Below are 12,282 nucleotides of genomic sequence, written 5' to 3' on the forward strand. Positions count from 1 at the left end.
GCGACGCTGCCGGCGACCGCCTCGGCGAGGCTGCGCTGGTCGGCGGCGGGCTACGACGAGCCGGTGGCCCAGGCCGGGTGCAGGGCGCCGATGGCGCCCAGACCGAGCGCCGCCGCAGCACCCGCCGGGCGGGCTACGGTCAGCTCTGATCCTGTTGTCGGATGAAGACCTCGCGGGTGATCAGCAGCACCGCGGCAGCGGTGGGGATCGCCAGCAGGGCGCCGACGACGCCGAGCAGCGAGGCACCGATCAGGGCCGCGATCACGGTCACCGAGCCGGGGATGTCGACCGAGCGTGACATCACCCGCGGGTAGATCACGTAGTTCTCGACCTGCTGGTAGACGATGTAGAAGATGATGCACGCGATGCCGACCTTGGGATCGGTGGCGAAGGCGATCGCCGAGACGATCACGGCGCCGATGGTCGCACCGATCATCGGGATCACGTCGAGCAGGAAGACCACGAATGCCAGCGCGATGGCGTAGTCGCCCATCCCGACGATCATCAGGAAGATCGCGGTCGAGACGCCGGCGCACAGGGCGACGATGAATGCGCCCGAGACGTAGCCGCCGACGCCCTTGATCACCTGGTCGCCGATCTTGCTGACCCGGTCGCGGCGCGAGGCGGGCGCGAGCCGGTAGGCGGCGGACTTGGTGGTCTCCAGGCCGGCGAGGAAGTAGAGGGTCAGGACGAAGATCACGAAGGCGTTGAAGAACGCCCCGAGCACTGCCAGGCCGACGCCGACGGCTCCGCCGAAGATGTTGGAGACGAAGTCGGGCTTGGTGACGTACTCCTTGATCTTCTCGATGATGTGGTACTGGTTATCGAGGTCCTGGACGTGCCGGTTGGTCTGGAGCTGGTCGAGCCAGGCCGGCGCATTGTTGGTGATGCTGCGTACCTGATCGGAGATGACCGGCACGAAGGCGACGAAGAAGAGGACCAGGGCCAGCAGCACACACGTGATCACCACGGTGACCGCCCAGGGGCGCTTCAGCCCGCGGCGCTCGAAGAAGTTGACCGAGGGGTTCAGCCCGGCGGCGATGAAGAACGCCACCAGGATCTGGACCAGGACGCCGGAGATCGAGGTGAAGACGTTCCCGATCGCCAGCGCGGTGAGGAGTCCGAGACCAAGCAGCAGGCCGTAGAGGTACGGCGCCTTGCGATCGAACCGCGGACCGGGGGTGCCCAGGTCCACGCCCTCAGGGAGATCGGGGAACTCGCCCTCGGACTCGTCGATCAGTCGTGCGTTGGTCTCGGACCCGTTGCTCACTCGTCGGCTGCCTTCGCTGCGTCGTCGTTCTCGGTCGGCTCGTCGGACGTCGTCTCCTCCGCAGCCGAGTCAGCGGCGGCAGCCGGAGCGGCGGTCTCGGCAGGCTCCTCGTCGCGGGTGAAGCCAGCGACGATATCGCCCAGCGATGCCAGCTGGGCGGAGATGGCGTCGCGCCGCTTCTTCATCCGCTCGACCTCGGCCTTGACCGCGGCCAGGGAGCGCTCGGCGTCGGCGGTGCCGGCCAGGGTGATCGACTCGGCCTGGTTGCGCGCCGAGGTGATCAGCTGTTCGGCCTCGCGCTTGGCGCGGGCCAGGAGCGATTCGGCGTCGCGCTGGGCCTGCTGGCGCAACTCGGTGACCTGGGTGTTGGCGCTCCGGGCGCGGTCCTCGGCTGCCGCGGCCCGTGCCTCGGCGTCTTCGACCAGCGATCGGGTCTCGGCCAGCTTGGACGCGTGGAAGTCGGTGGCCTCGCGGGCCAGACGCTCCTTCTCCACGGCGAGCATCCGGCGCGACTCCTGGACCTCGCGGTCGGCGCCGGCGCGGGCCTGCTCCACCTCGCGCTGGGCCTGCGTGCGCTGCTCGGTGACCTCCTGCTCGGCGGCCAGGCGGAGCTGGTCGGCGTCGCGCTTGGCGGCCGCCAGGACGTCCTCGGCGTGAGCCTGGGCGAGGGTGCGCTCGTGCTCGGCGTCGTTGATCAGCCGGGTGCGGTGGTCCTCGAGTTCCTTGAGCTGCTCGGCGCGCAGGGTGTCCATCTCCTGGCTGGCCTCCAGGCGCAGGCTCGTGGCCTCGCGGCTGGCCTGCTCGCGGATGTCGAAGGCGTCGCGCTCGGCGCTGGCGCGGATCTCGGCTGCCTCCTCCTCGGCGAGCCGCAGCATCGCCGAGGCACGGCCACCGAGGCCGGCGTACGACGGCATCTGCACCTCGGTGAGCTGCTCGTTGGCCGTCTCGAGGCGCTCCTCGAGCTCGGCTGCCTTCATCTTGGCGGCGTTGAGCTCGGCCGCGAGGCCGGAGAGCTGGGCGTTGTGCTGGGCGAGGACGGCGTCGACGGCGTCCTTGTCGTATCCGCCGCGGCGGGCCAGCGGCAGGGTGGCCGAGGGGCTGCTCACACCGCGGGAAGGTGCCGGCGGGGCTCCAGCCGGCTGACCGTTGTCGAAGATCGACAGGCCCTGATCACTCATGAGACATCCAGGTTCTGAAGACGGGTATGCGGGTCCGGGCGAACCGCGACATCCATCTTGTCAGACCCTCAAGGCCTCGGACGGGTGATCGGCGGGCGATTCGGCCGATGGTCAGAAGACAGGTGGGACGACAGCTGGAAACGACAACTGGAACGACAACGGCCGGCAGGACGCCCCCACGCGCCCTGCCGGCCGGTCCGACCTCGGTCTCGACCGGGTCAGATCCCGCGGAACCTGTTGATCGCGTCGAGGTGCTCGGCGCGGAACTCCTTGTTGCGCACGCCCAGCCCCTCGCTCGGGGAGAGCGCCAGCACGGCGACCTTGCCCTGGTGCAGGTTGTGGTGGACGTCCAGCGCGGCCTGGCCGACCTCGGCCATCGGGTAGACCTTGGACACGGTCGGGTGGATCTTGCCCTTGGCGATCAGGCGGTTGGCCTCCCACGACTCGCGGTAGTTGGCGAAGTGCGAGCCGATGATCCGCTTGAGGTTCATCCAGAAGTAGCGGTTGTCGTACTCGTGCTTGTAGCCCGAGGTCGAGGCGCAGGTGACGATGGTGCCGCCCTTGCGGGTGACGTAGACGCTGGCGCCGAAGGTCTCGCGACCGGGGTGCTCGAAGACGATGTCGATGTCCTCGCCGCCGGTGAGCTCACGGATCTTGGCGCCGAAGCGCTTCCACTCCCGCGGGTTCTGCTCGGTGTTCTCGGCGTTCCAGAACTGGTAGCCCTCCTCGGCGCGGTTGATGATCAGCTCCGCACCCATCGAGCGGACGATCTCGGCCTTCTCGTTGCTGGACACGACACAGACCGGGGTGGCGCCGCCGTTGACGGCGTACTGCGTCGCGAAGCCGCCGATGCCGCCCGAGGCGCCCCAGATCAGGACGTTGTCGCCCTGCTTCATGTTGCCGCCGTTCTTGGAGACCAGCTGGCGGTACGCCGTGGAGTTGACCAGCCCCGGGGAGGCGGCCTCCTCCCAGGTGAGGTGGCCCGGCTTCGGCATCAGCTGGTTCGCCTTGACGATGGCGAGCTCGGCGAGGCCGCCGAAGTTGGTCTCGAAGCCCCAGATCCGCTGCTCGGGGTCCATCATCGTGTCGTCGTGGCCGTCGGGGCTCTCCAGCTCGACCGACAGGCAGTGCGCCACCACCTCGGCGCCGGGCTTCCACTTGGACACGCCCGGGCCGGTGCGCAGCACGACGCCGGAGAGGTCCGAGCCGAGCACGTGGTAGGGCAGGTCGTGGCGCTTGGCCAGGTCGTTGAGACGTCCGTAGCGCTCCAGGAAGCCGAACGTGGAGACCGGCTCGAAGATCGAGGACCACACCGTGTTGTAGTTGATCGAGGAGGCCATCACTGCCACCAGTGCCTCGCCGGGACCGAGCTCGGGCAGGGCGACAGGCTCGACGTGGAGGGACTTGCGCGGGTCCTTCTCCTTCGAGGGGACACCCTCGAACATCGTCTCCTCGTCCTTGTGCAGCGTGACGGCGGTGTAGTGGTCAGGGATCTCGATCGCCGCGAAGTCTCCGCTGGCGGCGTCTCCGGAGAGGATCGCGTCAAGGATTTTCTGCATGCCAGAAGACGTTACTGGTCAGTAACTACGTTGGCTAGACCCTGGTGACGTGGATCACGATGGCGCCGCCCTGGAGGCTCAGCCCTCCGTGTCGGACGCAGCGCCTGATCGACCCGACGAAGGGCTTCCAGGGCGCCCCTTCCTCCGCACGTACGACGGCCCCCGCATCCGATCACCGGATGCGGGGGCCGCTACGTGCGGGTGGGGTCAGTGGGCGCTGGTCGCGGCCGGCTCGACGAGCTCGACCAGCACGCCGCCGGCGTCCTTGGGGTGCACGAAGTTGATCCGCGAGTCCGAGGTGCCGCGCCGGGGCGCGTCGTACAGCAGGCGAACGCCACGCTCGCGCAGGATCGCGCTGACCTGGTCGACGTCGACGACGCGGTAGGCCAGCTGCTGGATGCCCTGGCCGTTCTTGTCCAGGAACTTCGCGATCGTGGACTCCGGGGTCAGTGGGGCGAGCAGCTGGATCTTGGAGTCGGTCTCGCCGACGGCGAGCATCGCCTCGGCGACACCCTGCTCCTCGTTGATCTCGCGGTGGATTTCACGCAGGCCGAACGTCGAGGCGTAGAATTCAATGGCCTCGTCGAGGTTGGGGACGGCGATCCCGACATGGTCGATCGCAGTGAACAGGTGCTCAGGAATCTCAAGCGACATAGATCCCATCGTGGCATAACCCTGGACCTCGTTGTTACCGGCGAGTAGGTTTCGCCCTATGACGAATGTGATTGTGGCCGGGGCGCGGACCCCGATCGGACGCCTTCTCGGAAGCTTCAAGGGTCTCTCTGCTGCCGACCTCGGCGCTGTGGCCATCGCCGGTGCCCTGGAGAAGGCCGGCGTCGCCCCCGAGCAGGTCGACTACCTCATCGCAGGCCAGGTGCTCCAGGCCGGAGCCGGGCAGAACCCGGCCCGCGCCGCCGGGCTGAAGGCGGGCCTGCCCCAGGGTGTCCCGTCCATCACGATCAACAAGGTCTGCCTGTCGGGGATCAACGCGATCCAGCAGGCCTCGGTGCTGATCTCGGCCGGTGAGGCCGAGATCGTCGTCGCCGGCGGCATGGAGTCGATGACCCAGGCCCCGCACTTCCTGCCGAAGTCGCGCGAGGGCTTCAAGTACGGCGACACCACGCTGGTCGACCACATGGCCTACGACGCGCTCTACGACCAGGCCACCACCCAGGCGATGGGGGCACTCACCGAGGCCGTCAACGCCGACCGCGACACCCCGCTGAGCCGCGAGGAGCAGGACGAGTTCTCCGCCCGCTCCCACCAGCGCGCCGCCGCCGCTCAGAAGAACGGCGTCTTCGACGACGAGATCGTCGCGGTGACCATCCCGCAGCGTCGCGGCGAGCCGATCGTCGTCACCTCCGACGAGGGCGTCCGGGCCGACACCAGCGCCGAGTCGCTGGCCAAGCTCCCGCCGGCCTTCTCCAAGACCGGCACCATCACCGCGGGCTCGTCCTCGCAGATCTCCGACGGCGCCGCGTTCGTCGTCGTGATGAGCAAGGAGAAGGCCGAGTCCCTCGGTCTGACCTGGCTGGCCGAGATCGTCTCCCACGGCCAGGTCGCGGGCCCCGACTCCTCGCTCCAGCTCCAGCCGGCCAACGCCACCGCCAAGGCGCTGGACAAGGCCGGTCTGGCCGTCGCCGACCTCGACCTGGTCGAGTTCAACGAGGCGTTCGCCGCCGTCGGCATCGAGTCGGCCAACGCGCTCGGCCTGGACCCGGAGAAGGTCAACGTCAACGGCGGCGCGATCGCCATCGGTCACCCGCTGGGTGCCTCCGGTGCTCGGATCACCCTGCACCTCGCCCTCGAGCTCAAGCGTCGCGGTGGTGGCGTCGGCGCCGCCGCCTTGTGCGGTGGCGGCGGTCAGGGCGACGCGCTCATCATCCGTGTCCCGTAAGACCGACTCGGTCGCAGATCTGGTGACGACCGCCCGCGGAGGCTCTCCGCGGGCGGTCGCTCGTCTCGTCTCCCTGGTCGAGGACTCCTCACCGCTGCTGCGCGAGGTGATGGCCGCCCTGGCCCCGCACACCGGCCACGCCCGGATCATCGGCATCACCGGCTCACCCGGCGTGGGCAAGTCGACCACCACCAACGCGCTGGTCACCGAGCTGCGGCGCCGCGGTCAGCGGGTCGGGGTGCTGGCCGTCGACCCGTCCTCGCCGTTCAGCGGCGGTGCCCTGCTCGGAGACCGGGTACGGATGGCCGACCACGCCACCGACGCCGGGGTCTTCATCAGGTCGATGGCCTCGCGCGGCCACCTCGGCGGACTGTCGTGGACCACCCCGCAGGCGGTCCGGGTGCTCGACGCCGCCGGCTTCGACACGGTCGTGATCGAGACCGTCGGGGTCGGTCAGTCCGAGGTCGAGATCGCTGCCCTGGCCGACACCACCCTGGTGCTGCTCGCCCCCGGGATGGGCGACGGGATCCAGGCGGCCAAGGCCGGGATCCTGGAGATCGGCGACCTCTTCGTGGTCAACAAGGCCGACCGTGACGGCGCCGCCCACGTCGCCCGCGACCTGCGGGCGATGGTCTCGCTGGGCCAGCGCGAGGCCGGTGCCTGGGAGCCCGAGATCGTCAAGACCGTGGCCTCGGTCGGCACCGGTCTCGACGAGCTGGCCGACGCCCTGGACCGGCATCAGGCCTGGCTCGCGGCGAGCGGACAGCTCGCTGGACGGCGTACGCGACGAGCACGCGAGGAGATCCAGGCGATCGCACTGGAGTCGGTCCGCGCGCGGTGGGGCGAGGTCGGCGACCGCGGTCGGCTCGAGGAACTGGCGGCCGCGGTGGCCGCCGGTGCGACCGACCCGTACTCCGCCGCTGACGCCCTCGTCGGGTCCACCTAGAATTCGGGCTATGTCGCAGCAGCCCTTCTCCCGTCAGCCCGCCGTCGCGGGTGCCGTCGACCTCTCCGGCCTGCAGCAGCCCGCCGCGGGCCAGGCCGCGCCGGCCGGTGCCGCCGGAGCGCCCAGCGGCGCCTACACGGTCCAGGTCACCGAGGCGACCTTCCAGTCCGTGATCGAGGCCTCCATGACCGCGCCGGTCGTGCTCGTCTTCGTCTCCGGCTCCCGGATGCCGTCGAGCCTGGACTACGGCCGCGACGTGGCCGAGGTGATCGAGGGGTACGACGGCCGGTTCCTCGCCGCGATCGTCGACGCCGACGCCGCGCCCACCATCGCCAACGCCCTCCAGGTGCAGCAGATCCCGACCACGTTCGTGCTGCTCGACGGCCGTCCCGCGATGCAGCCGATCCCGGGCGTGGTCACCGCCGAGGAGCTCCAGGCGCTCTTCCAGCAGCTGGGCCAGCAGCTCACCATGCAGGGCATCGCCGGGCGCCACCAGCCGCGCCAGAGCGTGAGCGAGGACGGCGAGCCTGCCGCCGACCCGCGCTACGCCGCGGCCGAGCAGGCCCTGATCGACGGCGACATCGACGCCGCCGTGGCCGAGTACCAGAAGCTGGTCGAGGGCAACCCGGCCGACACCGAGGCCGCCCGCGGCCTGGCGATGGCCAAGGTCCTGCAGCGCACCCGCGGCGTCGACCTCGGCACCGCCCGCGCCGCCGCCGCGGCCTCGCCTGACGACGTCGACGCCCAGATCATGGTCGCTGACCTCGACCTGCTTGGCGGCCACGTCGAAGACGCCTTCGCCCGTCTGGTCGGTCTGGTCTCACGGACCGCCGGGGACGAGCGGAACAAGGCCCGCGAGCACCTGATCGCGCTCTTCGAGGCCGTCGGCAACGAGGACCCGCGGGTGCTCAATGGGCGCCGGGCGCTCGCCTCGGCGCTCTTCTGAGCCACGACTCCGCCCGACCGCGGGGTCGGCTCAGCCGACCTCGCGGCCTGACTCCGTGTACGGCGCCCCCGCGCCGCCACTACGGCGCAGCGCTGCCCGGATGCGGCGTGCGGTGAAGTCGGCGCAGCGCTCCTCGACCTGGTCGAGGGTGCAGAACTCCGCCGTGGCGATCTCGCGGGCCTGCGGGACCACCTGCTCGACCAGGGTCGCGGGGTGCTCGCCGCCGTCGAAGACCAGACACAAGGCGTCGTCCCAGCCGCTCCACGGCGGCAGCCAGTCGGTGAGCAGCAGCTCCCCGGCCGGGATGGTCAAGGAGAGCTCCTCCTCGACCTCGCGGGCCACCGCGAGGGCGGGGGACTCGTTGACCTCGACCACGCCGCCGGGCAGGTCCCAGTCGGACTTGTAGGTCATCTGGCACAGCAGGATCCGGTCCGCGTCGGTGGTGTCGGACTGGCGGATCAGCATCTGGCCCACGGCGCGCTTGCGCGGCAGGAACGAGTTCAGCAGGGTGCGGAAGCCCTCGGGGTCCTGCGTGGGCAGGTCGGTGGCGACCCGGGCGTAGACGATCCGGTCCGCCGGCGCACCGTCGACGGTGATGCCGCGGGTGAGGCCCTCGCGGTGCATCCCGGAGAAGGTCGCCATCCGCTGGCCGCGCTCGTCGTCGGGGGCGACCAGCGCCTCCACCCGGTGATGGTCGGTGAGGGCCTGGGCCACCGCGCGGCGGATCACGTCGACGTTCTCGTCGGCCTCCCAGGACAGCCGGGCGACGCCCTCGGCCACAGTGCGGGTGACGGGGGTGGACGGAGCGCTCACGGCTCCAGCCTACGCAGCCACACTGTGGAGAGCGGGGGCAGGTGAAGGATCGCGTCGTCGGCGACCACGGCGCCCGCCTCGGGGCCCCGCCCGGAGCCGACGTACGCCGTCGCGTCGGTGGTCAGCACCACCTCCCAGTCACCGGCGTCGAGGCCGAAGCCCCGCTCGACCGGGGCGTCGGAGAAGTTCGTCAGGCAGGCCAGCGCCGGCCCGGAACCGTCGCGGACGAAGGCGAAGGTGTCGTGGTCGGCGTCGTCGGCATCGATCCAGGCGAAGCCGGCCGGCTCGTTGTCCCGGCTCCACAGCGCCGGGGTCTCGCGGTAGAGCCGGTTGAGCTCGCGCACCATCGCCTGCAGCCCGGCGTGGCTGGGGTCACCGGAGCGGTCCAGCAGCCACCAGTTCACCTCGCCGGCCTCGGCCCACTCGGCGATCTGGCCGATCTCGCCGCCCATGAAGAGCAGCTGCTTGCCCGGCTGGGCCCACTGGAAGGCCAGATAGGCGCGCAGGGTGGCGAACTGGTCGACCCGGGAGCCGGGCATCTTGCCCAGCAGCGACCCCTTGCCGTGCACCACCTCGTCGTGGGAGAGCGGCAGCACGAAGTTCTCCGCCCAGGCGTAGCTGGTCGGGTGCACCAGGTCGTGGTGGTGCCAGTGCCGGTGGACCGGCTCGCGCCCGACGTAGGTGAGGGTGTCGTGCATCCAGCCCATGTTCCACTTGAAGCCGAAGCCGAGGCCGTCGCTCGACGTCGGCCGGGTGACGCCGGGCCAGGCGCTGGACTCCTCGGCGATCATCACGATCCCGGGGACGCGACCGTAGACGATCTCGTTGAGCTCCTGGAGGAAGGCGACCGCCTCCAGGTGCTCGTTGCCGCCGTGCACGTTGGGCTCCCACTGGCCGGGGCCGCGGGCGTAGTCCAGGTAGAGCATCGAGGCGACGCCGTCCACGCGGAGGGCGTCGGCGTGGAACTCCTCGGCCCAGTAGAGCGCGTTGGAGATCAGGAAGTCGCGGACCTCGCCGCGACCGAAGTCGAAGATGTGGGAGCCCCACTCGGGGTGGAAGCCGCGCTTCGGGTCGGGGTGCTCGTAGAGCGGGGTGCCGTCGAAGCGTTCCAGCGCCCACTCGTCGGTGGCGAAGTGGCCCGGCACCCAGTCCAGGATCACGCCGACCCCGGCCTGGTGCAGCCGGTCGATCAGGAAGCGCAGCTCGTCGGGGCAGCCGAACCGGGAGTCGGGGGCGTAGTAGCCGGTGACGTGGTAGCCCCACGAGCCGCCGTACGGGTGCTGCATCACCGGCATCAGCTCGACGTGGGTGAACCCCATCGAGGAGACGTAGTCGGTGAGCTGGTCGGCCAGGTCGCGGTAGCTCAGGCCCCGTCGCCAGGAGCCGAGGTGGACCTCGTACGTCGACATCGGGGCGTTCACGGCCAGCACGTCGCCCCGGTGCGCCATCCAGTCGCCGTCGCTCCAGGCGTACGACGACTCCTCGACGATCGAGGCGGTCGCGGGAGCGACCTCGGCGGCGCGGGCGAGCGGGTCGGCACGGTCGGTCCAGCGCCCGTCGGCGCCTTGGATGGCGAACTTGTAGCGCTCACCGGGACCGAGGTCGGCCACGGAGTGGTGCCAGACTCCGTCGGCGTCGCAGGTCAGCTCGTCCTCGGCGCCGTCCCAGCCGTTGAAGTCGCCCTTGAGCTGGACGCGTCGGGCGTGCGGTGCGCAGACCGCGAACCGGGTGCCGAGCAGGGTGCCGTCGGCGTCGCGCTGGACGTGGGCGCCCTGACGCTGCCAGAGGTCGACCGCACTCACGCGATCACCCGCAGCAGGTGGGCGACCTGGCCGGTGGCCGGGTCCAGCCTGACGTAGTTGTCGGCACCCCAGACCCACTCCGCGCCGGAGAGCTCGTCGTGAACCTCGAACCGGGCGGGCAGGCCGAGGGCGGCGAGGTCGAGGTGGACCACCGACTCCACGGCGGCGTGGGGATCCAGGGCGATCACCGCGATCAGGGTCTCGCCGTCGGGGCCGGGGGTCTGCTTGGTGAAGGCGATCAGGCCCTCGCCATCGACAGGGACGATCCGCAGGTTGCGCAGCAGGCCGAGGGCCGGGTGGAGCCGTCGCAGCTCGTTGAGCCGGGTGAGGTAGGGCGCCAGCGTGGTGCCGGCCGCCTCGGCCGCGGCCCAGTCGCGCTCGACGATCTGGTACTTCTCGGAGTCGAGGTACTCCTCGCTGCCGGGGCGCACCGGCCGGTTCTCGCACAGCTCGAAGCCGCTGTAGACGCCCCAGGTGGGGCTGGCCAGGGCGGCCAGCGTCGCCCTGATCCGGAAGGCCGCCGGGCCGCCGTCCTGGAGGTAGGCGTGCAGGATGTCGGGGGTGACCGGGAACAGGTTGGGCCGCATCAGGTGGTCGGACTCGCTGGCCAGCTCGGTGAGGTAGTCCTCGAGCTCGCCGCGGGCGTTGCGCCAGGTGAAGTAGGTGTAGGACTGGTGGAAGCCGACCTCGCCCAGGGCGTGCATCATCGCGGGCCGGGTGAACGCCTCGGCGAGGAAGAGCACGTCGGGGTCGGTGGCCCGGATCTCGGCCAGCAGCCAGGCCCAGAAGTCGACCGGCTTGGTGTGCGGGTTGTCGACCCTGAAGATCCGCACGCCGCGGTCCATCCAGAACCTGACGATCCGCAGCACCTCGGCGCGGATCCCGGCCGGGTCGTTGTCGAAGTTGACCGGGTAGATGTCCTGGTACTTCTTGGGCGGGTTCTCCGCGTAGGCGATGGTGCCGTCGGCGCGGGTGGTGAACCACTCCGGGTTGGTGCCCACCCACGGGTGGTCCGGCGCCGCCTGGAGCGCGAGGTCGAGGGCGACCTCCAGACCGAGGTCGCCGGCGCGGGCGACGAAGGCGTCGAAGTCGCTCAGGGTGCCGAGCGCGGGCTCGACGGCGTCGTGGCCGCCGTGGCGTGAGCCGATCGCCCACGGGCTGCCGACCCAGGTCGCCGGGATCGGGCTGCCCTCGGGCAGCACCTGGTTGTTCGGGCCCTTGCGGTTGACCTCGCCGATCGGGTGGATCGGGGGCAGGTAGACCACGTCGAAGCCCATCGCCGCGATCGCGTCCAGGCGTTCGGTGGCTCCGACCAGGCCACCTTCGGAGCGGGGGAAGAACTCGTACCAGGAGCCGGTCAGAGCCCGTCGCCGGTCGGCGTACGCGGGGAAGGGGCCGGCCACGGTGAGCAGCTCGCGCAGCGGGTGGCTCTGCGCGGCGAGGGCCAGGGAGTCCAGCAGGGTGTCGGCCAGGTCGGGCACGAAGCCGGCCGCGGTGACGCGCTCGAGCAGCAGCCGACCCTCGGTGTGCATCAGGTCGACGTCGACGCCGGCGTCGATCTTGATCGGGGCGTCGTGCAGCCAGGTGGCCAGCGGGTCGGACCAGGCCTGCACCTCGAAGGACCAGGCGCCGGTCACGTCGGGGGTGAACCAGCCCTCGTAGCGGTCGGTGCCCGGCGCGATCTCGCGCATCCTGACCGGAGCGCCACGGGTGCCGTCGGGAGCGATCGGCACCACCTCGGCACCGAACCTGTCGTGGCCCTCGCGGAAGACCGTGGCCCGGACCGGGAACGGCTCACCCACCGTCGCCTTGGGGGACCCGTCAGCGAGGACCGGGTGGACGTCGAGGAGGGGGATGCGTCCGACCATGGA

Annotated in this window: 10 protein-coding genes; 3 read left to right on the plus strand and 7 right to left on the minus strand. The window is 70.7% G+C overall.

Annotated features, from left to right (window positions below; translation table 11 throughout):
- Positions 1 to 139 precede the first annotated feature (139 nt).
- The 4 genes from Q1V88_RS14410 to mce form a co-directional block, all read right to left on the minus strand.
- Entirely contained in the window at positions 140 to 1,270 is a 1,131-nt protein-coding gene (locus Q1V88_RS14410) for an AI-2E family transporter (protein WP_300681985.1), read from the minus strand.
- Positions 1,267 to 2,448 (minus strand): hypothetical protein, encoded by a 1,182-nt coding sequence (locus Q1V88_RS14415; protein WP_300681986.1) that lies wholly within the window; start codon positions 2,446 to 2,448, stop codon positions 1,267 to 1,269. Before Q1V88_RS14415 ends, Q1V88_RS14410 begins: the two co-directional genes overlap by 4 nt.
- Positions 2,449 to 2,666: 218 nt before the next feature.
- Positions 2,667 to 4,007: a crotonyl-CoA carboxylase/reductase gene (gene ccrA, locus Q1V88_RS14420; RefSeq protein ID WP_300681987.1), complete on the minus strand. Its 1,341-nt coding sequence runs from the start codon at positions 4,005 to 4,007 to the stop codon at positions 2,667 to 2,669.
- A 207-nt stretch (positions 4,008 to 4,214) separates the two neighbouring features.
- Positions 4,215 to 4,670, minus strand: coding sequence for a methylmalonyl-CoA epimerase (gene mce / locus Q1V88_RS14425; protein ID WP_300681988.1), 456 nt, complete (start codon positions 4,668 to 4,670; stop codon positions 4,215 to 4,217).
- A gap of 49 nt (positions 4,671 to 4,719) precedes the next feature.
- Here mce and Q1V88_RS14430 point away from each other — a divergent pair, with 49 nt between their 5' ends.
- Genes Q1V88_RS14430 through Q1V88_RS14440 form a run of 3 tightly spaced genes read left to right on the plus strand, consistent with a single transcriptional unit; the run spans position 4,720 to position 7,796 of the window.
- A complete protein-coding gene (locus Q1V88_RS14430; protein WP_300681989.1) occupies positions 4,720 to 5,904 on the plus strand; it encodes an acetyl-CoA C-acetyltransferase in 1,185 nt (394 codons plus the stop codon).
- Positions 5,894 to 6,850 carry a methylmalonyl Co-A mutase-associated GTPase MeaB gene (meaB, locus tag Q1V88_RS14435; protein WP_300681990.1) on the plus strand — a complete coding sequence of 319 codons (957 nt, stop codon included), beginning with the start codon at positions 5,894 to 5,896 and terminating at the stop codon, positions 6,848 to 6,850. The genes Q1V88_RS14430 and meaB overlap by 11 nt, the downstream gene beginning before the upstream one ends.
- 10 nt (positions 6,851 to 6,860) lie before the next feature.
- The gene (locus Q1V88_RS14440) at positions 6,861 to 7,796 is read left to right on the plus strand and encodes a tetratricopeptide repeat protein (RefSeq protein ID WP_300681991.1); all 936 of its coding nucleotides are present in this window, start codon (positions 6,861 to 6,863) and stop codon (positions 7,794 to 7,796) included.
- Between the two features lie 30 nt (positions 7,797 to 7,826).
- Here Q1V88_RS14440 and Q1V88_RS14445 read toward each other — a convergent pair whose 3' ends face one another.
- The 3 genes from Q1V88_RS14445 to Q1V88_RS14455 are packed head-to-tail and all read right to left on the minus strand — an operon-like array spanning position 7,827 to position 12,279.
- Entirely contained in the window at positions 7,827 to 8,609 is a 783-nt protein-coding gene (locus Q1V88_RS14445; protein WP_300681992.1) for an NUDIX domain-containing protein, read from the minus strand.
- A complete protein-coding gene (gene glgB, locus Q1V88_RS14450) occupies positions 8,606 to 10,411 on the minus strand; it encodes a 1,4-alpha-glucan branching protein GlgB (RefSeq protein WP_300681993.1) in 1,806 nt (601 codons plus the stop codon). Before glgB ends, Q1V88_RS14445 begins: the two co-directional genes overlap by 4 nt.
- A complete protein-coding gene (locus Q1V88_RS14455; protein WP_300681994.1) occupies positions 10,408 to 12,279 on the minus strand; it encodes a maltotransferase domain-containing protein in 1,872 nt (623 codons plus the stop codon). The genes glgB and Q1V88_RS14455 overlap by 4 nt, the downstream gene beginning before the upstream one ends.
- Positions 12,280 to 12,282: the final 3 nt, after the last annotated feature.

The organism is Nocardioides sp., from assembly GCF_030150155.1.
Lineage (GTDB): Bacteria > Actinomycetota > Actinomycetes > Propionibacteriales > Nocardioidaceae > Nocardioides.